21 protein-coding genes are annotated in these 25,010 nt (G+C 43.9%); 19 read left to right on the top strand and 2 right to left on the bottom strand.

The window, feature by feature from the left end:
- The first annotated feature begins 1 nt into the window (after position 1).
- The 11 genes from ilvC to yihA all read left to right on the top strand — a co-directional run bounded on the left by ilvC (position 2) and on the right by yihA (position 14,829).
- Positions 2-1,030 carry a ketol-acid reductoisomerase gene (ilvC, locus tag MHI44_RS04725; RefSeq protein ID WP_003222549.1) on the top strand — a complete coding sequence of 343 codons (1,029 nt, stop codon included), beginning with the start codon at positions 2-4 and terminating at the stop codon, positions 1,028-1,030.
- Positions 1,017-2,573: a 2-isopropylmalate synthase gene (locus MHI44_RS04720; RefSeq protein ID WP_339202989.1), complete on the top strand. Its 1,557-nt coding sequence runs from the start codon at positions 1,017-1,019 to the stop codon at positions 2,571-2,573. The genes ilvC and MHI44_RS04720 overlap by 14 nt, the downstream gene beginning before the upstream one ends.
- Positions 2,574-2,593: 20 nt before the next feature.
- Positions 2,594-3,691: a 3-isopropylmalate dehydrogenase gene (leuB, locus tag MHI44_RS04715; protein WP_015714468.1), complete on the top strand. Its 1,098-nt coding sequence runs from the start codon at positions 2,594-2,596 to the stop codon at positions 3,689-3,691.
- A gap of 49 nt (positions 3,692-3,740) precedes the next feature.
- Complete coding sequence (leuC, locus tag MHI44_RS04710; RefSeq protein WP_339202988.1) at positions 3,741-5,159, top strand: 3-isopropylmalate dehydratase large subunit; 1,419 nt, start codon at positions 3,741-3,743, stop codon at positions 5,157-5,159.
- Between the two features lie 12 nt (positions 5,160-5,171).
- Positions 5,172-5,771: a 3-isopropylmalate dehydratase small subunit gene (leuD, locus tag MHI44_RS04705; protein ID WP_003229606.1), complete on the top strand. Its 600-nt coding sequence runs from the start codon at positions 5,172-5,174 to the stop codon at positions 5,769-5,771.
- 118 nt (positions 5,772-5,889) lie between these two features.
- Entirely contained in the window at positions 5,890-6,894 is a 1,005-nt protein-coding gene (gene ddcA / locus MHI44_RS04700; protein WP_015483530.1) for a DNA damage checkpoint antagonist DdcA, read from the top strand.
- A gap of 227 nt (positions 6,895-7,121) precedes the next feature.
- Positions 7,122-8,396: a trigger factor gene (gene tig, locus MHI44_RS04695; protein WP_339175001.1), complete on the top strand. Its 1,275-nt coding sequence runs from the start codon at positions 7,122-7,124 to the stop codon at positions 8,394-8,396.
- Positions 8,397-8,667: 271 nt separating this feature from the next.
- The gene (clpX, locus tag MHI44_RS04690; protein WP_003229613.1) at positions 8,668-9,930 is read left to right on the top strand and encodes an ATP-dependent protease ATP-binding subunit ClpX; all 1,263 of its coding nucleotides are present in this window, start codon (positions 8,668-8,670) and stop codon (positions 9,928-9,930) included.
- 151 nt (positions 9,931-10,081) lie between these two features.
- On the top strand, positions 10,082-11,740 hold the full coding sequence (lonB, locus tag MHI44_RS04685) for an ATP-dependent protease LonB (protein WP_004398923.1): 1,659 nt from the start codon (positions 10,082-10,084) through the stop codon (positions 11,738-11,740).
- A 180-nt stretch (positions 11,741-11,920) separates the two neighbouring features.
- A complete protein-coding gene (gene lon / locus MHI44_RS04680) occupies positions 11,921-14,245 on the top strand; it encodes an endopeptidase La (RefSeq protein ID WP_003229618.1) in 2,325 nt (774 codons plus the stop codon).
- The gene (gene yihA, locus MHI44_RS04675; RefSeq protein ID WP_003229621.1) at positions 14,242-14,829 is read left to right on the top strand and encodes a ribosome biogenesis GTP-binding protein YihA/YsxC; all 588 of its coding nucleotides are present in this window, start codon (positions 14,242-14,244) and stop codon (positions 14,827-14,829) included. Before lon ends, yihA begins: the two co-directional genes overlap by 4 nt.
- Before the next feature lie 21 nt (positions 14,830-14,850).
- Here yihA and MHI44_RS04670 read toward each other — a convergent pair whose 3' ends face one another.
- Complete coding sequence (locus tag MHI44_RS04670) at positions 14,851-15,348, bottom strand: hypothetical protein (protein ID WP_014477563.1); 498 nt, start codon at positions 15,346-15,348, stop codon at positions 14,851-14,853.
- A gap of 229 nt (positions 15,349-15,577) precedes the next feature.
- On the opposite strand from MHI44_RS04670, the gene hemA reads away from it, so the two are divergent.
- The 8 genes from hemA to cotN all read left to right on the top strand — a co-directional run bounded on the left by hemA (position 15,578) and on the right by cotN (position 24,747).
- Positions 15,578-16,945: a glutamyl-tRNA reductase gene (gene hemA, locus MHI44_RS04665; protein WP_004399038.1), complete on the top strand. Its 1,368-nt coding sequence runs from the start codon at positions 15,578-15,580 to the stop codon at positions 16,943-16,945.
- A gap of 7 nt (positions 16,946-16,952) precedes the next feature.
- Entirely contained in the window at positions 16,953-17,783 is an 831-nt protein-coding gene (locus MHI44_RS04660) for a cytochrome c biogenesis protein (protein ID WP_003222575.1), read from the top strand.
- A gap of 32 nt (positions 17,784-17,815) precedes the next feature.
- Positions 17,816-18,760: a hydroxymethylbilane synthase gene (gene hemC, locus MHI44_RS04655; RefSeq protein ID WP_015251536.1), complete on the top strand. Its 945-nt coding sequence runs from the start codon at positions 17,816-17,818 to the stop codon at positions 18,758-18,760.
- A complete protein-coding gene (hemD, locus tag MHI44_RS04650; protein ID WP_014477560.1) occupies positions 18,750-19,538 on the top strand; it encodes a uroporphyrinogen-III synthase in 789 nt (262 codons plus the stop codon). The genes hemC and hemD overlap by 11 nt, the downstream gene beginning before the upstream one ends.
- The gene (gene hemB / locus MHI44_RS04645; RefSeq protein WP_339202985.1) at positions 19,535-20,509 is read left to right on the top strand and encodes a porphobilinogen synthase; all 975 of its coding nucleotides are present in this window, start codon (positions 19,535-19,537) and stop codon (positions 20,507-20,509) included. Before hemD ends, hemB begins: the two co-directional genes overlap by 4 nt.
- Positions 20,510-20,538: 29 nt before the next feature.
- The gene (gene hemL, locus MHI44_RS04640) at positions 20,539-21,831 is read left to right on the top strand and encodes a glutamate-1-semialdehyde 2,1-aminomutase (RefSeq protein ID WP_033882929.1); all 1,293 of its coding nucleotides are present in this window, start codon (positions 20,539-20,541) and stop codon (positions 21,829-21,831) included.
- Positions 21,832-21,961: 130 nt separating this feature from the next.
- Positions 21,962-23,689 carry a spore coat morphogenetic protein SpoVID gene (gene spoVID, locus MHI44_RS04635; RefSeq protein WP_339202982.1) on the top strand — a complete coding sequence of 576 codons (1,728 nt, stop codon included), beginning with the start codon at positions 21,962-21,964 and terminating at the stop codon, positions 23,687-23,689.
- Between the two features lie 32 nt (positions 23,690-23,721).
- Positions 23,722-24,747, top strand: a complete 1,026-nt coding sequence (gene cotN / locus MHI44_RS04630; protein ID WP_088467306.1) for a spore coat protein CotN — start codon at positions 23,722-23,724, stop codon at positions 24,745-24,747.
- Positions 24,748-24,765: 18 nt separating this feature from the next.
- Here cotN and MHI44_RS04625 read toward each other — a convergent pair whose 3' ends face one another.
- Positions 24,766-24,957, bottom strand: coding sequence for a hypothetical protein (locus tag MHI44_RS04625; protein ID WP_003222590.1), 192 nt, complete (start codon positions 24,955-24,957; stop codon positions 24,766-24,768).
- Positions 24,958-25,010 lie beyond the last annotated feature (53 nt).

Here is a 25,010-nt window from a genome sequence, read left to right as displayed (position 1 = left end):
AATGGTAAAAGTATATTATAACGGTGATATCAAAGAGAACGTATTGGCTGGAAAAACAGTAGCGGTTATCGGGTACGGTTCGCAAGGCCACGCACATGCCCTGAACCTTAAAGAAAGCGGAGTAGACGTGATCGTCGGTGTTAGACAAGGAAAATCTTTCACTCAAGCCCAAGAAGACGGACATAAAGTATTTTCAGTAAAAGAAGCGGCAGCCCAAGCCGAAATCATTATGGTTCTGCTTCCGGATGAGCAGCAGCAAAAAGTCTACGAAGCTGAAATCAAAGATGAATTGACAGCAGGAAAATCATTAGTATTCGCTCATGGATTTAACGTGCATTTCCATCAAATTGTTCCTCCGGCGGATGTAGATGTATTCTTAGTGGCGCCTAAAGGACCGGGACACTTGGTCAGAAGAACATATGAGCAAGGAGCCGGCGTACCTGCATTGTTCGCAATCTATCAAGATGTGACTGGAGAAGCAAGAGACAAAGCCCTCGCATATGCAAAAGGAATCGGCGGCGCAAGAGCGGGTGTATTAGAAACGACATTTAAAGAAGAAACAGAAACAGATTTGTTCGGTGAGCAAGCAGTTCTTTGCGGCGGATTAAGCGCGCTTGTCAAAGCCGGATTTGAAACATTAACTGAAGCAGGTTATCAGCCTGAACTTGCATACTTCGAGTGTCTTCATGAGCTGAAATTAATCGTAGACCTTATGTACGAAGAAGGACTTGCAGGAATGAGATATTCAATCTCTGATACAGCACAGTGGGGAGATTTCGTATCAGGTCCTCGCGTTGTGGACGCTAAAGTAAAAGAATCTATGAAAGAAGTATTAAAAGATATCCAAAACGGAACATTCGCAAAAGAGTGGATCGTCGAAAACCAAGTAAACCGTCCTCGTTTCAACGCTATCAATGCAAGCGAGAACGAACATCAAATCGAAGTAGTGGGAAGAAAGCTTCGTGAAATGATGCCGTTTGTGAAACAAGGCAAGAAGAAGGAAGCGGTGGTCTCCGTTGCGCAAAATTAATTTTTTCGATACGACGCTTCGTGATGGTGAACAGTCCCCTGGAGTGAACTTAAATACACAGGAGAAACTTGCCATAGCTAAGCAGCTCGAAAGACTCGGGGCAGATATCATTGAAGCGGGATTTCCCGCTTCGTCCCGAGGTGACTTTTTAGCTGTTCAGGAAATCGCAAGAACCATTAAAAATTGTTCAGTAACTGGTCTGGCCCGTTGTGTAAAAGGTGATATTGATGCTGCTTGGGAAGCGTTAAAGGATGGCGCTCAACCAAGAATTCATGTATTTATCGCCACATCGGACATTCATTTGAAGCACAAGCTGAAAATGACACGTGAGCAAGTCATTGAAAGAGCGGTTGAAATGGTGAGATACGCAAAAGAACGTTTTCCGATTGTGCAATGGTCAGCTGAAGATGCCTGCCGCACTGAACTGCCGTTTCTAGCAGAAATCGTCGAGAAAGTGATTGACGCAGGCGCCAGTGTTATCAATCTTCCGGACACTGTCGGCTACCTGGCCCCGGCGGAATACGGAAATATCTTTAAATATATGAAAGAAAACGTTCCGAACATTCACAAAGCAAAGCTTTCAGCCCACTGTCATGATGATTTGGGAATGGCAGTCGCAAACTCTCTTGCTGCGATTGAAAATGGCGCTGATCAAATCGAATGCGCTGTGAACGGGATCGGTGAAAGAGCCGGAAACGCGGCATTAGAGGAAATTGCCGTAGCCCTCCATACCAGAAAAGATTTCTACCAAGTCGAAACAGGCATTACACTGAACGAGATTAAGAGAACAAGTGATTTAGTAAGCAAACTGACAGGCATGGCTGTCCCGCGCAACAAAGCGGTTGTTGGAGATAATGCATTTGCTCATGAATCAGGCATCCATCAGGACGGCTTTTTAAAGGAAAAATCGACTTATGAAATTATTTCACCGGAGCTTGTCGGCGTAACCGCAGATGCGCTTGTCCTAGGTAAACATTCCGGACGCCACGCATTTAAAGACCGGCTGACTGCTTTAGGATTCCAATTTGACAGTGAAGAGATTAATAAATTCTTTACGATGTTCAAAGAGTTGACTGAGAAGAAAAAAGAAATCACTGATGAGGATCTTGTTTCTCTTATTTTAGAAGAAAAAGTAACAGATCGCAAGATTGGGTATGAATTTCTTTCTCTGCAAGTACATTACGGAACAAGTCAGGTCCCTACGGCTACTCTTTCGTTGAAAAATCAAGAAAACGCAGAGCTTATTCAGGAAGCTGCAACTGGAGCTGGAAGTGTGGAAGCAATCTACAATACGCTTGAGCGCTGCATCGATAAGGACGTGGAGCTCTTAGACTACCGCATTCAGTCTAACAGAAAAGGCGAAGATGCATTTGCCCAGGTGTATGTAAGAGTTTTGGTGAACGGAAAAGAATCAGCAGGTCGGGGCATAGCGCAAGACGTATTAGAAGCATCAGCGAAAGCCTATTTGAACGCAGTCAACCGTCAATTGGTTTTCCAGTCGAATATGAGCGGATTGAAAAACCACACAGCTGTCGGATCATAAAAGAAAGGAGAACGGTTAACTTGAAGAAACGTATTGCTCTATTGCCCGGAGACGGGATCGGCCCTGAAGTATTAGAATCAGCGACAGACGTACTGAAAAGTGTTGCCGAACGCTTTAACCATGAATTTGAATTTGAATATGGCCTGATTGGAGGGGCGGCTATTGATGAACATCATAACCCCCTCCCGGAGGAAACCGTTGCTGCTTGTAAAAATGCAGACGCGATATTGCTTGGCGCTGTCGGCGGACCGAAATGGGATCAAAATCCTTCGGAACTGAGACCGGAAAAAGGGCTGCTCAGCATCAGAAAACAGCTTGATTTGTTTGCGAATTTACGGCCTGTGAAGGTATTTGAAAGCCTTTCTGACGCTTCGCCTTTGAAAAAAGAATATATAGATAATGTTGATTTCGTTATCGTTCGTGAACTCACAGGCGGCTTGTATTTCGGCCAGCCGAGCAAACGCTATGTAAACACTGAAGGTGAGCAGGAAGCAGTAGATACACTGTTTTATAAGCGAACGGAAATTGAACGAGTGATCAGAGAGGGCTTCAAAATGGCGGCAGCCAGAAAAGGCAAAGTGACCTCTGTAGATAAAGCGAATGTTCTTGAATCAAGCCGGCTGTGGCGTGAAGTGGCTGAGGACGTTGCGAAAGAATTTCCTGATGTGAAGCTTGAGCACATGCTTGTGGATAACGCGGCCATGCAGCTAATCTATGCACCGAATCAATTTGATGTCGTTGTGACTGAAAATATGTTCGGTGATATTTTAAGCGATGAAGCGTCCATGCTTACAGGCTCGCTCGGAATGCTCCCGTCAGCCAGCCTATCAAGCTCTGGTCTTCATCTGTTTGAACCTGTTCATGGCTCCGCGCCTGATATTGCTGGTAAAGGGATGGCAAATCCGTTCGCAGCCATATTGTCAGCGGCAATGCTTTTGAGGACATCTTTCGGGCTTGAAGAGGAAGCGAAAGCTGTAGAAGATGCGGTAAACAAAGTCTTGGCTTCCGGAAAAAGAACAAGAGACTTGGCACGGGGTGAAGAGTTCAGCAGCACTCAGGCCATTACAGAGGAAGTTAAGGCAGCAATCATGAGTGAAAATACAATGTCTAATGTGTGACAGCTTACGTTAAGCGGTCTTAGCTCTAGGTAGAGGGAGGAAATAAAAGATGATGCCTCGAACAATCATCGAAAAGATTTGGGATCAGCATATTGTAAAACATGGTGAGGGAAAGCCGGATCTTCTCTATATTGATTTGCACCTCATTCATGAGGTGACGTCTCCTCAGGCATTTGAAGGCTTGAGACAAAAGGGAAGAAAGGTCAGAAGACCCCAAAACACATTTGCGACAATGGACCACAACATCCCGACTGTCAATCGTTTTGAGATAAAGGATGAAGTTGCGAAACGCCAGGTAACGGCGCTTGAAAGAAACTGTGAGGAATTTGGCGTGCGTCTTGCCGATCTTCACAGTGTGGATCAAGGGATTGTCCATGTCGTCGGACCTGAACTAGGCTTAACGCTTCCAGGGAAAACGATTGTGTGCGGGGACAGTCATACATCAACACATGGCGCTTTCGGCGCTCTTGCATTTGGAATCGGGACGAGTGAGGTTGAACATGTCCTTTCCACACAGACACTTTGGCAGCAGCGTCCAAAAACACTTGAAGTGCGCGTAGATGGAACGCTTCAAAAAGGGGTAACGGCAAAGGATGTCATCCTTGCTGTCATCGGCAAATACGGTGTGAAATTCGGCACGGGCTACGTCATTGAATACACTGGGGAAGTATTCAGAAATATGACGATGGATGAACGAATGACTGTTTGTAACATGTCAATTGAAGCAGGAGCAAGAGCTGGTTTGATTGCACCTGACGAGGTGACGTTTGAATATTGCAAAAATTGCAAGTATACGCCAAAAGGCGAAGAATTTGACAAGGCCGTAGAGGAATGGAAGGCGCTGCGCACAGACCCGGGCGCTGTTTATGATAAATCTATCGTCCTTGACGGCAACAAAATTTCCCCTATGGTGACATGGGGCATTAACCCGGGAATGGTTCTTCCTGTCGATTCTGAAGTTCCTGCGCCGGAAAGCTTTTCTGCAGAAGACGATAAAAAAGAAGCGATTCGCGCTTATGAATATATGGGATTGACTCCTCACCAAAAAATTGAAGACATTAAAGTGGAGCACGTATTTATCGGTTCCTGCACAAATTCCCGCATGACTGACCTTCGACAGGCTGCTGACATGATCAAAGGGAAGAAGGTAGCTGACAGCGTAAGGGCCATCGTCGTGCCCGGATCCCAAAGCGTGAAGCTTCAGGCTGAAAAAGAAGGGCTTGACCAGATTTTCTTGGAAGCTGGATTTGAATGGAGAGAGTCAGGCTGCAGCATGTGTTTGAGTATGAATAATGATGTTGTTCCTGAGGGAGAGCGCTGTGCATCAACCTCTAACCGCAACTTCGAGGGCAGACAAGGAAAAGGTGCAAGAACACATCTCGTCAGCCCGGCAATGGCTGCGATGGCTGCCATTCACGGACACTTCGTTGATGTCAGAAAGTTTTATCAGGAAAAAACAGTTGTGTAAGGAGTGCGCGAGATGGAACCTTTGAAATCACATACGGGGAAAGCGGCCGTATTAAATCGGATCAATGTGGATACAGACCAGATTATTCCTAAGCAATTTTTGAAGAGGATTGAAAGAACAGGCTACGGGCGTTTTGCATTCTTTGACTGGAGATATGATGCGAATGGTGAACCGAACCCTGAATTTGAATTAAACCAGCCTGTTTATCAAGGAGCTTCCATTTTAATAGCGGGAGAAAACTTCGGCTGCGGGTCATCGCGTGAACACGCTCCGTGGGCACTTGATGATTATGGGTTTAAAATTATCATTGCGCCGTCATTTGCTGATATTTTCCATCAGAACTGCTTTAAAAACGGCATGCTTCCGATCCGCATGCCATATGACAATTGGAAACAGCTTGTCGGCCAGTATGAAAACCAGTCATTGCAAATGACTGTTGACCTTGAAAATCAGCTGATTCATGACAGTGAAGGCAATCAAATTTCATTTGAAGTTGATCCGCATTGGAAAGAGATGCTGATCAACGGATATGATGAAATTTCATTAACGCTGCTGCTGGAAGATGAAATCAAGCAATTTGAATCACAAAGAAGCTCTTGGCTTCAAGCCTGAAAAAGCGGCCGGTTTTTGTCCGGCGGCTTTTTTTGCCTGATGAAACCTTTCATTTCTTGTTTTTGTTCACAGGTGTTGATACACTTGAACAAAATAAATGCCTGAAAGGAATATAGGTATGACGCATGACAAGAAGAACGCAAAAATTATTCCTTTTCCTCATCTGAAAGACCGTCTTGTGGAAAAAGGGATGTCATCACTAAAGGAAAAAAAGTATCAAGAAGCGCTTGAACTGTTTTCAGAAGCGATGAAATATGATGATACTGAATCCGATCTTCACTTAGGGATGGCCATCTGCTTTTTAGAGCTGGGCGAGCTGGAAGAGGCAAAAAGCGTGTGCGAGAAGATGCTCAAAGAAGGTTATGGCCATTATTTTACGGTTTTGCAGGTGTACATGACCATCTTAATTCAGCTCAAAAAATACGAAGAAGTCAAAAGCACCATTGAAGCCGTTTTGGAAGAAAATCAGCTGCCGGCAGAAAGCGCCGAGCAATTTTATAAGCTGCTGGATTTCAGCCGGAAAATGACCGATCCGGATCGTGAGGACGAGGCTTGGGCCGAAGAATATGAGGATACAATTGACACTGAGAAAGTGCTGGCAAGCCCTGAGGAGCAAATGAATCTCATTCATTCCTTAAAAGACCGTAACGTAGCAAAGTATACAGGATTGCTTAAAACAATCCTTCAAGACCCCTCAGCCCATCCGATTATCAAAACGATGATTGTCATGCTGTTGGCTGAGCATGAGTACAGTAAACCTGTACACATTAGTAAATTTGGCGAGTCGTTGACAATTGAACCGTCTGAGATTGTTCCGCCTGATGCCGCGCCGATTCTGCACCGTGTTCTCAGGGTGCTGGATGAGACACTTGGAAATGAAAATCCAACCTTATATGCAGCAGTAGAAGAATTGTGGAGAAGACATTTGTACGTTTTATATCCGTTCCAGCCGAAATTGCTGTCGGCTGACCTTTGGGCGGCTGCCCTTCATAAAGTCGGTTACGAGATGCACGGGATTGAAATTGAAAGCGAAGAACTTCATATGATGTATGAATTTACCGACAGAGAACTCGATGAAGCTTGCACAATGTTAAAAGATATTGAAGAAATTTCTTATTTGTAAATCGCGCCATATAGTTGAAAGCGCTATGTGTTATGTTATAATATAGTGGTTGTATTTGTGTATAACGGGTTATAAGAAATACGGTTGGACAGGCTTTGCAGTTCATTATTAACATCTATACATAATGATTCTGATCTTTGGCAGCTTTGTTTTTGTTGGACGAAGCCGAATGATTGCTTTAGAATGGAAGACCGACACAACCTGAATAGATTTTTGGAGGGAAACACATGTCTGTAAAATGGGAAAAACAAGAAGGCAACGAAGGCGTTTTAACGGTTGAAGTTGATGCTGAAACGTTTAAAACAGCACTTGATGATGCATTTAAAAAAGTAGTAAAACAAGTTTCAATTCCTGGATTCCGTAAAGGTAAAATTCCTCGCGGATTATTCGAACAGCGCTTTGGCGTAGAAGCTCTTTACCAAGATGCTTTGGATATTCTTCTTCCTGTAGAATACCCTAAAGCGGTTGAAGAAGCTGGAATCGAGCCTGTAGACCGTCCTGAAATCGATGTTGAAAAAATCGAAAAAGGCGAAAGCTTAATCTTCACTGCGAAAGTAACAGTAAAACCTGAAGTGAAGCTTGGCGAATACAAAGGCCTGGGCATTGAAAAAGACGACACAACTGTAACTGACGAAGATGTTCAAAACGAACTAAAAGCCCTTCAAGAGCGTCAAGCTGAGCTTGTTGTTAAAGAAGAAGGCGCCGTTGAAGAAGGAAACACAGTTGTTCTTGATTTCGAAGGATTCGTTGACGGCGAAGCTTTCGAAGGCGGGAAAGCTGAAAACTACTCTCTTGAAGTAGGATCTGGCTCATTCATCCCTGGCTTCGAAGATCAGTTAGTCGGTCTTGAAGCAGGCGCTGAAAAGGATGTTGAAGTGACATTCCCAGAAGAATACCACGCTGAAGAGCTTGCAGGCAAACCAGCTGTGTTTAAAGTGAAAATTCACGAAATCAAAGCGAAAGAGCTTCCTGAGCTTGACGATGAATTCGCAAAAGATATCGATGAAGAAGTGGAAACACTTGCTGAATTAACTGAAAAAACAAAGAAACGTCTAGAAGAAGCAAAAGAAAACGAAGCTGACGCTAAATTGCGTGAAGAGCTTGTTCTGAAAGCTTCTGAAAATGCTGAAATTGATGTTCCGCAAGCAATGGTCGACACTGAGCTTGACCGCATGCTGAAAGAATTCGAACAGCGTCTGCAAATGCAAGGCATGAACCTTGAGCTTTACACTCAATTCTCAGGTCAAGATGAAGCTGCGCTTAAAGAGCAAATGAAAGAAGATGCTGAAAAACGCGTAAAATCTAACCTGACTCTTGAGGCGATTGCGAAAGCGGAAAACCTTGAAGTATCAGATGAGGAAGTTGAAGCTGAGCTTACTAAAATGGCTGAAGCATACAACATGCCTGTTGAAAATATTAAACAAGCCATCGGTTCTACTGACGCGATGAAAGAAGATTTAAAAGTTCGCAAAGCAATTGATTTTCTTGTAGAAAACCGTTAATATGGTGCATAATAATAGTACTAATAAAACAGGGCGCGAATCATTCGTGCCTTGTTTTGTACAATTATGAGTTATCTCTTTTTCTTGGGGCAATATAGTTAATGCAGGGCTGTTTTTTGTCATACATATAGAATGTGCAAGTCAGAAACACATTGTTACCGTCTTTTTGGAAAGTATGGTAAAATGCAATACATACTCGTTCGTTTCAAGAATCATTTTCTTTTGCTCTGCCGGTAAAAGAAAAAGTGAGACAAGATTAAGGGGTGAAAGAATGTTTAAATTTAACGAGGAAAAAGGACAATTAAAATGCTCGTTCTGTGGAAAAACACAAGATCAGGTTCGTAAGCTTGTAGCTGGACCTGGTGTATATATATGTGACGAATGTATCGAACTCTGCACTGAAATTGTAGAGGAAGAACTCGGAACAGAAGAAGAAGTAGAATTTAAAGACGTACCAAAGCCTCAGGAAATTCGTGAAATTTTGAATGAATATGTCATCGGCCAAGATCAAGCGAAGAAATCACTTGCTGTTGCTGTGTATAACCACTATAAGCGCATTAACTCTAACAGTAAAGTTGATGATGTTGAGCTTTCAAAAAGTAATATTTCATTAATCGGCCCTACGGGAAGCGGTAAAACCCTTCTGGCGCAAACATTAGCTCGCATTTTAAATGTGCCGTTTGCGATTGCAGACGCTACATCTTTGACTGAAGCTGGATACGTGGGTGAAGATGTAGAGAATATTCTCTTGAAGCTCATCCAAGCTGCTGATTATGATGTGGAAAAAGCCGAAAAAGGCATTATCTATATTGATGAAATCGATAAAGTGGCTAGAAAATCTGAAAACCCGTCTATCACACGTGATGTGTCAGGTGAGGGTGTACAGCAGGCATTGCTTAAAATTCTTGAGGGTACAGTGGCAAGCGTGCCGCCTCAAGGTGGACGTAAGCATCCTCATCAAGAATTCATTCAAATTGACACAACAAATATTTTGTTCATTTGCGGCGGAGCTTTCGATGGTATCGAACAAATCATCAAACGCCGTTTAGGTCAAAAAGTGATTGGATTCGGTGCCGACAATAAAGCTGCTGATCTTGAGAAAGAAGATCTTCTTTCAAAAGTGCTTCCTGAAGATTTGCTCCGTTTCGGGTTAATTCCTGAATTTATCGGACGTCTTCCGGTTATTGCAAGCCTTGAAAAGCTTGACGAAGAAGCATTGGTTGCGATCTTAACAAAACCGAAAAACGCTCTTGTTAAGCAATTCAAGAAAATGCTTGAGCTTGACAACGTTGAGCTTGAGTTTGAAGAAGAAGCGCTTTCTGAAATTGCTAAAAAAGCAATTGAACGCAAGACTGGAGCACGCGGACTCCGTTCTATCATTGAAGGCATCATGCTTGATGTGATGTTTGAGCTGCCTTCTCGTGATGACATTGAAAAATGTGTAATTACCGGGGCAACTGTGACACACGGAGAGCCTCCGCGCCTCTTATTAAAAGACGGCACTGAGGTAAGCCAAGATAAAACATCTGCATAAAGATAAGCACAAACCTCCTGAGTGGTAACACTCAGGAGGTTTTTTTGCATGCAACTCTTCCGGAAAAACGTTTATTCCCGTCTTCTATGGGAGATACTAGCAATCAGAGGAATGAATTGGATACATAAATTGTTTTTCAGGAGGGACCACCATGAGTTGGACAGGGATCGCGTTATTTATTCAGCTGTTTTTTGGGATCATCATCGGTTTGTATTTTTGGAATTTGCTTAAAAATCAAAGGACACAAAAGGTCACGATAGATAAAGAATCAAAGAAGGAAATGGAGCAGCTTCGGAAAATGCGCGCTATCAGCTTGTCCGAGCCATTATCTGAGAAGGTCCGCCCCAAAAGCTTTAAAGATATCGTCGGACAGGAAGACGGCATTAAAGCATTAAAGGCTGCTTTATGCGGGCCAAATCCTCAGCATGTGATTGTCTATGGGCCACCGGGAGTTGGGAAAACGGCTGCTGCGCGGCTTGTGTTGGAAGAAGCAAAAAAACATAAACAATCACCGTTTAAAGAGCAGGCTGTCTTTGTGGAACTCGATGCGACAACAGCCCGTTTTGATGAAAGAGGAATTGCCGATCCGCTCATTGGCTCTGTCCATGACCCTATATACCAAGGGGCCGGAGCGATGGGACAGGCTGGGATTCCGCAGCCGAAGCAGGGAGCTGTCACCCATGCCCATGGCGGTGTGCTGTTTATTGATGAAATAGGGGAGCTGCATCCTATTCAAATGAATAAAATGCTGAAGGTGCTTGAGGACAGAAAAGTCTTTTTAGACAGTGCGTATTACAGTGAGGAAAATACACAAATTCCGAATCATATTCATGATATTTTTCAAAATGGGCTGCCGGCTGATTTTCGCTTGATTGGCGCGACCACGAGAATGCCAAACGAAATTCCGCCAGCTATTCGGTCCCGCTGTTTGGAGGTTTTTTTCCGCGAGCTTGAAAAGGACGAGCTGAAAACGGTTGCTAAAACAGCAGCTGATAAAATTGAAAAAAATATCTCCGAAGAAGGACTGGATCTTTTGACCAGCTACACGCGGAACGGGCGGGAAGCCGTCAATATGATTCAAATCGCAGCGGGGATGGCTGTAACGGAGAATCGGAAGGACATTACGATTGAGGATATTGAATGGGTCATTCACTCCAGTCAGCTTACTCCAAAGCACGAGCAAAAAATCGGTGTTGAACCACAGGTTGGCATTGTAAATGGGCTTGCAGTCTATGGGCCTAACAGCGGATCGCTTCTGGAAATCGAAGTGAGTGTAACCGCGGCTCAAGATAAAGGATCAATTAATATCACAGGAATAGCTGAAGAAGAAAGCATCGGCAGCCAATCAAAATCAATCAGACGAAAAAGCATGGCGAAGGGTTCGGTTGAAAATGTATTAACCGTGCTCCGGACAATGGGAATGAAGCCTTCTGATTATGATATTCACATCAATTTCCCAGGAGGGATTCCGATTGATGGGCCGTCAGCAGGCATTGCGATGGCGGCGGGGATTTTCTCGGCGATACACAAAATTCCTATTGACAATACCGTTGCGATGACGGGCGAAATCAGCCTGAACGGTCTTGTGAAACCCATCGGAGGCGTCATTCCGAAAATAAAAGCGGCCAAGCAGTCCGGTGCGAAAAAGGTGATTATCCCATATGAAAATCAGCAGGCGATCTTAAAGCAGATTGACGGGATCGAGATTATTGCAGTGAAGACGTTCCAGGAAGTGCTTGATGAAATTTTAGTGAATCCGCCAACGGAACAAAAACCGTTTCATATTGAAATCAATAAAGAATCCGTTTAAACCCTATTTTGATAATAGGGTTTTTTTCATGAAGGACATCTTTTCCTTTTTCATATCAGAAAGAAAGGGTATACTACGAGGAGACTGTTTTATAGAAAATGGAACCATGCCGTTTATTGTACAAGGATGAAAAAGTTGTATTATAATGGTTCATACTAAAGTCACGGAGGTGTCAGTCACATGGCAGAAGAATTAAAACGCAGCATCCCGCTCCTCCCTTTAAGAGGTTTATTAGTGTACCCGACGATGGTTTTGCATTTAGATGTAGGACGTGACAAGTCGGTTCAGGCTCTTGAACAGGCAATGATGCATGATCATATGATATTTTTAGCCACTCAGCAGGATATTTCGATAGACGAACCTGGTGAAGACGAGATTTTCACTGTCGGCACCTATACAAAAATTAAGCAAATGCTGAAGCTTCCGAACGGTACGATTCGTGTGTTGGTGGAGGGCCTCAAGCGCGCCCATATCGTCAAATACAATGAACACGAGGATTACACGTCGGTCGACATTCAACTTATTCATGAAGATGATTCAAAAGATACAGAAGACGAAGCATTGATGCGGACTTTGCTAGACCACTTTGATCAGTACATAAAAATTTCTAAAAAAATCTCGGCCGAAACGTACGCCGCGGTTACTGATATCGAAGAGCCGGGGAGAATGGCAGACATCGTTGCTTCTCATCTGCCCCTTAAACTAAAGGATAAGCAGGATATTTTAGAAACGGCTGATGTCAAAGACAGGCTGAACAAGGTCATTGATTTTATTAATAATGAAAAAGAAGTGCTGGAGATTGAGAAAAAAATCGGCCAGCGCGTCAAACGTTCGATGGAGCGTACGCAGAAGGAATACTACTTACGAGAACAAATGAAGGCGATCCAAAAAGAGCTTGGCGATAAAGAAGGCAAAACTGGCGAAGTTCAGACGCTGACGGAAAAAATCGAAGAAGCAGGCATGCCTGATCATGTGAAGGAAACAGCGCTTAAAGAATTGAACAGATATGAAAAAATTCCGTCAAGTTCTGCGGAAAGCTCCGTGATCCGCAACTATATCGACTGGCTGGTTGCTCTTCCGTGGACGGATGAAACAGATGATAAGCTTGATTTGAAAGAAGCAGGACGTCTCTTGGACGAAGAGCACCACGGGCTTGAAAAAGTAAAAGAACGTATTTTAGAATATTTGGCTGTCCAGAAGCTGACCAAATCTCTGAAAGGCCCGATTCTCTGTTTGGCAGGACCTCCAGGTGTCGGAAAAACGTCTTTAGCCAAATCAATTGCAAAAAGCTTGGGACGCAAATTCGTCAGAATCTCACTCGGAGGAGTACGGGATGAATCAGAGATACGCGGACACAGACGGACCTATGTCGGAGCAATGCCTGGACGTATTATTCAAGGGATGAAAAAAGCGGGCAAGCTGAATCCGGTCTTCTTATTAGACGAAATTGACAAAATGTCATCTGATTTTAGAGGAGACCCATCATCCGCTATGCTTGAAGTGCTTGATCCAGAGCAAAACAGCAGCTTCAGTGATCACTATATTGAAGAAACCTTTGATTTATCCAAAGTGCTGTTTATCGCAACGGCGAACAATTTGGCCACAATCCCGGGTCCGCTCAGAGACAGAATGGAAATTATTAATATCGCAGGCTACACAGAAATAGAAAAACTTGAAATCGTAAAGGATCACTTGCTTCCAAAGCAAATCAAAGAACACGGGCTGAAGAAAAGCAACCTGCAGCTGCGTGATCAGGCGATTCTTGATATTATCCGCTACTATACGAGAGAAGCTGGTGTGAGAAGCCTTGAACGCCAGCTTGCCGCGATTTGCCGTAAAGCTGCAAAAGCCATTGTTGCTGAAGAGCGAAAACGGATTACGGTTACTGAGAAGAACCTTCAAGACTTTATCGGAAAACGTATTTTCAGATATGGACAAGCTGAAACAGAGGATCAGGTTGGTGTAGTGACAGGGCTTGCTTATACAACCGTTGGCGGAGATACGCTGTCGATTGAAGTATCGCTTTCTCCGGGGAAAGGGAAATTAATCCTGACAGGAAAGCTCGGAGATGTTATGAGAGAGTCTGCTCAGGCTGCATTCAGCTATGTGCGATCCAAAACAGAAGAACTTGGCATTGAACCTGACTTTCATGAGAAGTATGATATTCATATACATGTACCAGAGGGTGCGGTGCCAAAAGATGGTCCGTCAGCCGGTATTACGATGGCAACAGCGCTTGTTTCTGCTTTAACGGGACGGGCGGTTTCGCGTGAAGTCGGCATGACTGGGGAAATCACGCTTCGCGGGCGCGTGCTGCCGATCGGCGGCTTAAAGGAAAAAGCGCTTGGCGCACATAGAGCGGGATTAACGACCATTATTGCGCCTAAAGATAATGAAAAAGATATAGAGGATATTCCGGAAAGCGTCAGGGAGGGGCTGACATTTATATTGGCGTCCCACTTAGACGAGGTTTTGGAACATGCCTTAGTAGGAGAGAAGAAATGAAAGTCACAAAGTCAGAAATCGTGATCAGTGCAGTAAAACCGGAACAGTACCCTGAAGGGGGGCTTCCGGAAATCGCATTGGCCGGAAGATCGAACGTAGGAAAATCGTCTTTTATCAATTCATTAATCAATCGCAAAAATCTTGCGAGAACGTCATCAAAGCCGGGAAAAACACAAACGCTTAATTTCTACATTATCAATGATGAGCTGCATTTTGTGGATGTGCCGGGCTACGGTTTTGCCAAAGTGTCAAAGTCTGAGCGTGAAGCATGGGGCAGAATGATTGAAACCTATATCACGACACGCGAGGAATTAAAAGCTGTGGTGCAGATCGTTGATTTGCGGCATGCGCCATCTAATGATGATGTACAGATGTATGAATTCTTAAAGTATTACGGCATTCCTGTTATTGTTATCGCTACAAAGGCGGATAAGATCCCGAAAGGCAAATGGGACAAACACGCAAAGGTTGTCCGACAAACATTAAATATTGATCCGGAAGACGAGCTGATTCTCTTTTCCTCAGAAACGAAAAAGGGAAAAGACGAAGCTTGGGGAGCGATCAAAAAAATGATAAACCGGTAGAGGATCCTCTACCGGTTTTATTTATCGTATAGATTTTTTTCGTTTTATCAATAATAACAATAAACTGATTCCAATAAAGACAAACGGCCAATACTCCTTCAGAAGCGCTGTTGGAATATGCGCAGACTCAAGCCATGCCATAATTTGTTTGAAAAAGTACAAAAACAGGGAAAAACAAATCATCGACACAGCTTCATATACATATTCTTTTTTTTGAACGGCTGAAACGAGAAGTGAGAAGCCGATCATAAAGAGGAGCATTTCAAAATCATCCGGCCACCATACCCATTTCGGCTTGGCAAAAAAGTGTAAACCGATCCCGAAGAGAAGTAAACCAATAAAAAAATGGGGTGTAACGGCTTCTTTTTTTCCTTGATATACAAAGGCTGCGCCTAACAGCATGAGGAGAACAGGCCATTGATCCTGCCCTGAAAACAGTTCGGCTTGACCGCTTTCTAGCCATGCATATACAGAAGCGGCAAGCAGCAGACAAGGGAATAAAATTGATTTTTGTTTCATGCATATCACCTTCTTGTTTTTTAGAGCTGATGTGTAGTAAATTTCTGCTGTTTTTGGTATTGTCAATAGGAATGCTTCTTTTCCCTGAAGCTTTTTCTAATATAGCATAAGAATTTTAAAATCTGTTCACATTTTGTGAAAGAAACTATGTTATAATTATTATAAATAATGAGTTCTATGTTAGAATGATTATAAATTAAGATTGGGTGTTGGGGGTGTAATTAGAGCGATGCATATACTTGTTGTGGGAGTAGATTATAAATCCGCCCCTATTGAGATACGTGAAAAAGTAAGTTTTCAGCCGAATGAGCTGGCGGAAGCAATGGTGCAGCTGAAAGAAGAGAAAAGCATTCTTGAAAACATCATTGTCTCAACCTGCAACCGCACTGAAATTTATGCGGTAGTCGACCAGCTTCATACCGGCCGTTATTATATAAAAAAGTTTTTAGCTGATTGGTTTCAATTAAGCAAAGAAGAGCTGTCACCGTTCTTAACGTTTTATGAGAGCGATGCCGCTGTTGAGCATTTATTCCGTGTAGCCTGCGGACTTGATTCTATGGTGATTGGCGAAACGCAGATTCTCGGACAGGTACGCGACAGCTTTAAAACAGCTCAGCAAGAAAAAACGATCGGGACTATTTTTAATGAGCTGTTTAAGCAGGCGGTTACAGTGGGCAAACGAACTCACGCCGAAACAGACATTGGCTCAAATGCGGTGTCAGTAAGCTATGCTGCAGTTGAACTTGCAAAAAAAATCTTCGGAAATCTTTCAAGCAAGCACATATTGATTCTCGGTGCGGGAAAAATGGGCGAGCTTGCTGCGGAAAACCTGCACGGACAGGGAATCGGCAAGGTCACTGTCATTAACCGAACATACTTGAAAGCGAAGGAGCTTGCAGACCGTTTCTCAGGTGAAGCGAGAAGCTTGAATCAGCTTGAAAGCGCGCTTGCGGAGGCTGATATTTTAATCAGTTCAACCGGTGCAAGTGAATTTGTCGTGTCCAAAGAGATGATGGAAAACGCGAATAAGCTTCGCAAGGGACGTCCGCTGTTTATGGTCGACATTGCCGTGCCTAGAGATCTTGATCCGGCGCTGAATGATCTTGAAGGTGTTTTTCTTTATGATATCGACGATCTGGAAGGCATTGTAGAAGCGAACATGAAAGAGCGGAGAGAAACAGCTGAAAAAGTTGAACTGTTAATTGAAGAAACCATTGTGGAATTTAAACAATGGATGAATACACTTGGTGTTGTGCCTGTTATTTCTGCATTGCGCGAAAAGGCGCTTGCCATCCAGTCAGAAACGATGGACAGCATTGAGCGTAAGCTGCCTCACTTAAGCACAAGAGAGAAAAAACTGTTGAACAAACACACCAAAAGTATTATTAACCAAATGCTTCGTGATCCGATTTTAAAGGTGAAAGAGCTTGCGGCAGATGCTGATTCTGAAGAAAAGCTCGCGTTGTTTATGCAGATTTTTGATATTGAAGAAGCTGCGGGCCGTCAAATGATGAAAACCGTTGAAAGCAGCCAGAAGGTCCACTCTTTTAAGAAGGCTGAATCAAAAGCGGGCTTTAGCCCACTTGTAAGTGAGTGAAAGCTGAATGATTGATACTGCAATGGCAAGACTTAATGAGGGGACAATCGTCATTTACGCGTTAAGTGTACTCTTTTATTTTATAGATTTTCTTCAACACAACCGGAAGGCTGGAAAAATGGCCTTCTGGTTGCTTTCTATTGTCTGGACTCTGCAAACCGTGTATTTGGCCTATTTTATGTGGGTGACGGGGCGGTTTCCGGTATTAAATGTGACAGAGGCACTTTATTTTTATGCCTGGGTGCTTGTCACGCTGTCACTTGTACTGACAAAGCTTTTACGTGTTGACTTTATCGTGTTTTTTACAAATGTTATAGGATTTTCTATGATCGCCATTCACACATTTTCACCGACAGAGCAGCAATCAGCTGCTTTTTCCGGGCAGCTTGTATCTGAGCTTTTGGTGATTCATATTACAATGGCGATTCTTTCATACGGCGCTTTTTCCCTTTCTTTCGTTTTTTCTGTGCTATATATGTTTCAATATCATCTGCTGAAAAAGAAAAAGTGGGGAAAATGGCTGTTGAGAATTGAAGATTTATCAAAGCTTGATTATATGGCGTATGTTTTAAATGTCATTGGGGTTCCGATGCTGCTGCTGAGTTTGATTCTCGGCGTCATTTGGGCGTATGTCTCACTAGAAACGCTGTATTGGTTTGACGCCAAAGTGCTTGGTTCGTTTGTCGTCCTGCTGCTGTACAGCTATTATCTTTATATCAGGCTGATTAAAGAACTGCAAGGAAAGGTCGCTGCACTGTGGAATACGGCTTGTTTTCTGGTGCTGATGATCAATTATTTCCTGCTTGGAAGCCTGTCGCAATTCCATTGGTTCAGTTAAACGATGTCCCAAGCAGATTCGGGAGGAAAGAAATGATGAGAACGATTAAAGTAGGTTCCAGACGGAGCAAACTCGCTATGACTCAAACAAAATGGGTTATTCAAAAACTGAAGGAAATCAATCCTTCGTTTGCTTTTGAAATTAAAGAGATTGTGACAAAGGGCGACCGGATTGTCGATGTTACACTCTCAAAAGTGGGTGGAAAAGGGCTGTTTGTCAAAGAAATTGAACAGGCGCTTTTAAACGAAGAGATTGATATGGCAGTGCACAGCATGAAGGACATGCCTGCTGTTTTGCCTGAAGGCCTTGTGATCGGCTGTATTCCTGAACGGGAAGACCCGCGTGATGCCCTTATTTCAAAGAATCGCGTAAAGCTTTCAGAAATGAAGGAAGGTGCTGTCATTGGCACAAGCAGTTTAAGAAGAAGCGCGCAGCTTTTGATTGAGCGCCCTGACCTTACAATTAAATGGATTAGAGGTAATATAGATACAAGACTTCAAAAGCTGGAAACAGAGGATTATGACGCGATTATTTTAGCGGCTGCCGGCCTTTCTAGAATGGGTTGGAAGCAAGATGTCGTAACCGAATTCCTTGAGCCTGAGCGCTGTTTGCCTGCTGTGGGGCAGGGAGCCCTGGCGATTGAGTGCCGAGAATCGGATGAAGAGCTGTTGGCGTTGTTTTCTCAGTTTACAGATGAATATACAAAACGGACTGTCTTAGCAGAACGTGCTTTTTTAAACGCGATGGAGGGCGGCTGCCAGGTTCCGATCGCGGGCTACTCCGTGTTAAATGGACAGGATGAAATTGAAATGACAGGTCTTGTCGCTTCACCTGACGGCAAAATCATTTTTAAAGAAACCGTCACCGGAAACGATCCGGAGGAAGTAGGAAAGCGCTGTGCCGCTCTTATGGCTGACAAAGGAGCAAAAGATTTAATTGATCGTGTAAAACGGGAGCTTGATGAGGATGGAAAATGATTTTCCGTTGAAAGGAAAAACAGTGCTTGTCACCCGGAATAAGGCACAGGCAACATCATTTCAGCAAAAAGTGGAGGCGCTTGGCGGTAAAGCGGTTTTAACCTCTTTGATTACGTTTCGCCGCGCTTTGCCGAATGATGTTGCGGAACAGGTAAGAGAGGATCTTGCCGCGCCAGGCTGGCTTGTTTTTACAAGTGTGAACGGGGCAGACTTCTTTTTTTCTTATCTGAAGGAAAATCAGCTTATTCTCCCTGCGCATAAAAAAATTGCAGCCGTCGGTGAAAAAACCGCCCGCCGTTTAAAAACGCATAACGTATCGGTTGATGTGATGCCACAGGAGTATATTGCTGAACAATTGGCTGACGCTCTTAAGCAGCATGCTGAACCGGGGGAGCCCATTACCGTGATGAAAGGGAATTTGTCACGTGATGTGATAAAACAAGAGCTTGTCCCGCTCGGTTTTGAAGTAAAGGAATGGGTTCTCTACGAAACGATTCCGGATGAAGAAGGCATTGAGGCACTGAAAGACGCTGCGGGTCAATATTCCTTTGACTATGTAACATTTACGAGTTCATCAACCGTACATACGTTTATGCATGTCTTGGGAGAAGAATTAAAAAAGTGGAAGGCGAATGGGACGGCCTGTATCAGCATTGGGCCTTTAACAAATGATGCCCTTCTGACGTACGGCATCACATCGCATACGCCTGATACATTTACAATAGATGGCATGCTTGAGTTAATGTGCAGCATGTCAAGAGAGGAAGAGAGAATATGAGTCAATCATTTAATAGACACCGCCGCCTGCGGACATCAAAAGCAATGAGGGAAATGGTAAAGGAAACACGTTTGCATCCATCAGATTTTATTTATCCGATTTTTGTCGTTGAAGGGCTGGAAGGCAAAAAAGCTGTTCCGTCAATGCCTGATGTTTACCATGTATCATTAGATTTATTGAAGGATGAAGTAGAGGAGCTGGTCAAACTGGGCATTCAATCTGTTATCGTGTTCGGCATCCCGGAAGAAAAAGATGATTGCGGAACACAAGCGTACCATGATCACGGAATTGTCCAAAAAGCCATCACAGAAATTAAAGAACACTTCCCTGAAATGGTTGTTGTCGCTGACACGTGCCTGTGTGAATATACAGACCACGGCCATTGCGGACTGGTCAAAGACGGGGTCATCCTCAATGATGAATCGCTGGAGCTTTTGGCGCAGACAGCTGTCAGCCAAGCGAAAGCAGGTGCGGATATCATTGCGCCATCAAACATGATGGACGGATTTGTTACAGTGATCAGAGAAGCACTTGATAAAGAAGGATTCGTCAATATTCCAATCATGTCTTACGCTGTGAAATATTCTAGCGAGTTTTACGGTCCGTTCCGTGATGCAGCAAACAGCACACCGCAATTCGGAGACCGCAAAACATATCAGATGGACCCTGCCAACCGTATGGAGGCACTCCGCGAAGCACAATCAGATGTCGAGGAAGGCGCGGACTTTTTGATTGTCAAACCTTCGCTTTCTTATATGGATATCATGCGTGACGTAAAAAATGAGTTTACTTTGCCGCTCGTCGCTTATAATGTAAGCGGAGAGTATTCAATGGTGAAGGCTGCAGCGCAGAACGGCTGGATCAAAGAAAAAGAAATTGTGTTGGAAATTTTGACAAGCATGAAGCGCGCGGGTGCCGACCTGATTATTACGTATCATGCGAAAGACACAGCGAAATGGCTTGCGGAGTAATTTTATTCAGTTGACAGGAGTTGAGGCAGATGAGAAGCTATGAAAAATCAAAAACGGCTTTTAAAGAAGCGCAAAAACTCATGCCGGGCGGTGTGAACAGTCCCGTTCGCGCATTTAAATCGGTAGACATGGACCCGATTTTTATGGAGCGCGGAAAAGGCTCGAAAATCTTTGATATTGACGGGAATGAATATATTGACTACGTCTTGTCATGGGGGCCTTTAATTTTAGGGCATACAAATGACCGCGTCGTAGAAAGCCTCAAAAAAGTGGCTGAATACGGGACAAGCTTCGGTGCTCCGACTGAAGTAGAAAATGAACTGGCTAAGCTCGTCATTGATCGTGTGCCATCTGTAGAAATTGTACGAATGGTAAGCTCCGGAACAGAGGCTACAATGAGTGCCCTCCGTTTGGCAAGGGGCTATACGGGCCGCAACAAGATTTTAAAATTTGAGGGCTGCTACCACGGACACGGCGATTCTCTCTTGATTAAAGCTGGTTCAGGTGTTGCCACTCTCGGTCTGCCTGACAGCCCGGGGGTGCCTGAAGGCATTGCGAAAAACACCATCACCGTTCCGTACAATGATTTAGAAAGTGTAAAGCTTGCTTTCCAGCAATTCGGTGAAGACATTGCAGGAGTCATTGTAGAGCCAGTTGCCGGAAATATGGGTGTTGTTCCGCCGCAAGAAGGTTTCCTGCAGGGTCTGCGTGATATCACTGAGCAGTACGGCTCCCTGCTGATTTTTGATGAAGTGATGACTGGCTTCCGGGTCGATTATAACTGCGCTCAAGGCTACTTCGGCGTAACGCCTGATCTGACTTGTTTAGGAAAAGTAATCGGGGGCGGACTTCCTGTCGGCGCTTATGGCGGAAAGGCAGAAATCATGGAGCAGATCGCTCCAAGCGGCCCGATCTATCAAGCTGGTACATTGTCAGGCAACCCGCTTGCGATGACGGCTGGCTTAGAGACATTGAAACAGCTGACACCTGATTCCTACAAGAAATTCATCAAAAAAGGCGACAGACTGGAAGAAGGAATTTCAAAAGCCGCCGAGGCTCATGGCATTCCGCATACCTTTAACCGTGCAGGTTCGATGATCGGTTTCTTCTTTACAAACGAACCAGTCATCAATTATGAAACGGCGAAATCATCTGATTTGAAGCTGTTCGCAAGCTATTATAAAGGGATGGCAAATGAAGGGGTATTCCTTCCGCCATCACAATTCGAAGGTCTTTTCCTCTCAACGGCCCATACTGATGAAGATATTGAAAACACAATCCAGGCAGCTGAGAAAGTATTTGCTGAGATCAGCCGCAGATAAGAGTGAAAACCGGTATCAAGGACTCCTTGTGCCGGTTTTTTCGTGCTCTGCCACTCATATTTTCTCCAGTTCATACATACACCTTTAGTGACATCTAATTTTAAGGATTAGATGAAAGGAGGATATGAACTTGCCGCAAAATCATCGATTGCAATTTTCTGTAGAAGAATCGATCTGTTTCCAAAAAGGACAGGAAGTTTCTGAACTGCTTTCTATTTCATTAGATCCTGATATTAGGGTTCAGGAAGTAAATGATTATGTATCAATCATAGGATCGCTTGAACTTACAGGTGAGTACAACATAGATCAAAACAAACATACCGAAGAGATTTATACAGATAAGCGGTTTGTTGAACAAGTCAGAAAGAGAGAGGATGGAAGTGCGGAACTGACTCACTGTTTTCCTGTGGATATTACCATTCCGAAAAATAAAGTGAGCCATTTACAGGATGTCTTCGTCTTTATTGACGCATTTGACTATCAATTGACGGATTCGCGCATTTTAACAATTCAAGCTGATTTAGCGATCGAAGGGCTTTTGGACGATACGCAAGACAAAGAGCCGGAGATACCTTTATATGAAGCTCCTGCGGCATTCAGGGAGGAAGAGCTTTCAGAGCCGCCGGCACATAGTGTAGTAGAAGAACCGGGTGCATCATCGGCAGAGGAAGCAGTTCTTCAGCATGAACCGCCAGCCGAACCGCCAGAACTTTTTATCTCGAAAGCGGGGCTCCGTGAAGAACTGGAGACAGAAAAAGCAGAATCTGAGCCGCCTGAATCGGTTGCTTCAGAACCAGAGGCCAGAGAAGATGTGAAAGAGGAAGAAGAGTCAGAAGAGCTTGCTGTGCCGGAAACGGAGGTTCGTGCTGAATCGGAAACAGAAGAATCTGAGCCAGAACCTGATCCTTCAGAAATAGAGATTCAAGAGATCGTTAAAGCAAAAAAAGAAACGGCAGAGCCGGCAGCTGCAATAGCGGATGTTCGTGAAGAAGCAGACTCTCCAGCGGAGACTGAGCTTCGTGAACACGCTGGAGCAGAAGAATCGCCTGCTTTGGAAGCTGAGCTTCATTCAGAGACTGTGATTGCAGAGGAAAAAGCGGAAACAACAGTGTCTCCTAATCATGAATATGCGCTGCGCCAAGAGGCTCAAAATGAAGAAGCAGCTCAATCGGATCAGGCTGATCCTGCGCTTTGCCAAGAAGAGGCGGAACCGGATGAAGCTTTGGAGAGTGTATCAGAGGCCGCTCTCTCCGTAGAAGATAGCAGAGAAACAGCTTCAGCTGTATATATGGAGAATGACAATGCCGATTTACATTTCCATTTCAATCAAAAAACAAGCTCGGAGGAGGCATCTCAAGAAGAATTGCCTGAACCGGCATACCGTACCTTCCTGCCTGAACAAGAAGAGGAGGATTCTTTTTATTCAGCGCCTAAGCTGCTGGAGGAGGAAGAACAAGAGGAAGAGAGCTTCGAAATTGAAGTGAGAAAAACACCATCACCTGAAGAGCCTAAGGAAGAAACACCTTTTCAATCCTTCCAACTGCCTGAATCTTCTGAGACTGAAAGGAAGGAAACGGATGCTGTTCCTAGGGTTGCTCCTGCTGCTGAAACGAAGGAACCTCAAACAAAGGAAAGTGATAATTCTCTTTATTTAACAAAACTCTTTACAAAAGAAGCGGATGAGTTTTCGAGAATGAAAATTTGTATTGTGCAGCAGGAAGATACGATCGAGCGTTTATGCGAACGGTATGAAATTACATCCCAGCAGCTGATCAGGATGAATTCTTTAGCCTTGGATGATGAATTAAAAGCAGGACAGATTCTCTATATTCCTCAATATAAAAATAGCCATGCGTAAACCGTAAGCGATCGGAAAATGTGGTGAATGAAATGGAAGATACCCAATCGGTTCTTCGGGAATACGGACTGACTGCTCAATTTATTGAGCCTGTCAGTCCTCTTGTTTGGAAAGTGTATACAGACTACGGTGTATTTGCCCTGAAAAAATTGAAAGAGGGTCGCGGCAAGCATTTTACAGATCATATGGTGGCGATTGAGGAAAAAGGCTTTCGTTCATTCGTTCCCGTTTACAGAACAAATAGCGGTGAGTTTTTCTCAGCAGGCATACAATACGGAGATACCTACTATTTAATGCCTTGGCTCCAATTTGACCAAGAGGAAGAACGGGATCAGAAACATGCTTATTTATTTAGAGAAACAGCCCGTCTTCACGAGAGAACCGAGCAGGAACTAAAGGTTAGACGTGATGAGATTGAACGTTATTACGGGCAAATGAAAAAAAAGTGGGAACAAGATAAAATTTTCTATGAGCAGTTTGTGGATAGAGCGGAGAAGGAATGGTACCTTTCTCCTTTTGAACTCCAGGCCATAACCTATTTTTCAGAAACCATTTCGGCGGTGAATTTTGCGCTGGAACGGCTGGAGGACTGGTATGAGTCGGCAAAGGAAAAGGACGTTTCAAGGGTTGTAATGAACCACGGCAGCCTGTCTATACACCATTTTCTGTATAATGATGCCGGGACCGGATATTTTACAAACTTCGAAAGAGCATCTGTCGGTCCGCCGCAAAACGACCTGCTCGGCTTTTATACAAAAATGTTCAGAGGCTTTCCGAAAGCTTGTCCGGAATGCGTCGAATGGTTTTATGGATATACGAAATCATTCCCTTTGCGTGAAGCGGAAGTCAGTCTTTTTCTCAGCTATATGGCATATCCAGCAGCCATGTACAAGGTGCTGAACGGTTATCAAACTGGGAAAAGACAGCATGAAAAAGAGGAATGTACACAATTATTAAAGGCTTATTGGCAAATGAAAAACATAGAGCCGTTTGTGATGAAAATTCATCAGATTGAACAAGAGAAAAAATTTCAGGCTGAAAACGAGTCCACGTCTTAATGGCGCGGACTTGTTTGTTTATATCCATTCTAAATGAAGGGCGCAAGCTAAAAAGATTAGGATTGCGAGCAGCAAAACATCAAAGGTTGTCGGAAAGAAAATGGTTCTGATTCCTTGAAAAATCGTAATGGGAATAATCACTTGTGCGGATACAAGCCGAATTTGCCTTACCCATGGCGGCAGCGAATAAGAGCTGAAACGTTTCTTCACGGTGCATCCTCCTCTACGCATTTACAAGCATCATATGTAAACTTGGGCAATAG

Origin of the sequence: Bacillus sp. FSL K6-1366 (assembly GCF_037976695.1) — a bacterium.
Classification (GTDB): Bacteria; Bacillota; Bacilli; order Bacillales; family Bacillaceae; genus Bacillus; species Bacillus subtilis.
The sequence above is the reverse complement of the archived record's forward strand: the minus strand, read 5'-3'. Positions and strand labels throughout refer to the sequence as shown.

What these genes read in the sequence shown, in the direction of transcription:
- hemB (WP_339202985.1), top strand. Translation starts at nt 19,535, where the DNA reads ATGAGTCAATCATTTAATAGACACCGCCGCCTGCGGACATCAAAAGCA.
- MHI44_RS04660 (WP_003222575.1), top strand. Translation starts at nt 16,953, where the DNA reads ATGATTGATACTGCAATGGCAAGACTTAATGAGGGGACAATCGTCATT.
- ilvC (WP_003222549.1), top strand. Translation starts at nt 2, where the DNA reads ATGGTAAAAGTATATTATAACGGTGATATCAAAGAGAACGTATTGGCT.
- hemD (WP_014477560.1), top strand. Translation starts at nt 18,750, where the DNA reads ATGGAAAATGATTTTCCGTTGAAAGGAAAAACAGTGCTTGTCACCCGG.
- tig (WP_339175001.1), top strand. Translation starts at nt 7,122, where the DNA reads ATGTCTGTAAAATGGGAAAAACAAGAAGGCAACGAAGGCGTTTTAACG.
- MHI44_RS04670 (WP_014477563.1), bottom strand. Translation starts at nt 15,348, where the DNA reads ATGAAACAAAAATCAATTTTATTCCCTTGTCTGCTGCTTGCCGCTTCT.
- leuD (WP_003229606.1), top strand. Translation starts at nt 5,172, where the DNA reads ATGGAACCTTTGAAATCACATACGGGGAAAGCGGCCGTATTAAATCGG.
- ddcA (WP_015483530.1), top strand. Translation starts at nt 5,890, where the DNA reads ATGACGCATGACAAGAAGAACGCAAAAATTATTCCTTTTCCTCATCTG.
- yihA (WP_003229621.1), top strand. Translation starts at nt 14,242, where the DNA reads ATGAAAGTCACAAAGTCAGAAATCGTGATCAGTGCAGTAAAACCGGAA.
- lon (WP_003229618.1), top strand. Translation starts at nt 11,921, where the DNA reads ATGGCAGAAGAATTAAAACGCAGCATCCCGCTCCTCCCTTTAAGAGGT.
- hemA (WP_004399038.1), top strand. Translation starts at nt 15,578, where the DNA reads ATGCATATACTTGTTGTGGGAGTAGATTATAAATCCGCCCCTATTGAG.
- hemL (WP_033882929.1), top strand. Translation starts at nt 20,539, where the DNA reads ATGAGAAGCTATGAAAAATCAAAAACGGCTTTTAAAGAAGCGCAAAAA.
- cotN (WP_088467306.1), top strand. Translation starts at nt 23,722, where the DNA reads ATGGAAGATACCCAATCGGTTCTTCGGGAATACGGACTGACTGCTCAA.
- lonB (WP_004398923.1), top strand. Translation starts at nt 10,082, where the DNA reads ATGAGTTGGACAGGGATCGCGTTATTTATTCAGCTGTTTTTTGGGATC.
- clpX (WP_003229613.1), top strand. Translation starts at nt 8,668, where the DNA reads ATGTTTAAATTTAACGAGGAAAAAGGACAATTAAAATGCTCGTTCTGT.
- leuC (WP_339202988.1), top strand. Translation starts at nt 3,741, where the DNA reads ATGATGCCTCGAACAATCATCGAAAAGATTTGGGATCAGCATATTGTA.
- hemC (WP_015251536.1), top strand. Translation starts at nt 17,816, where the DNA reads ATGATGAGAACGATTAAAGTAGGTTCCAGACGGAGCAAACTCGCTATG.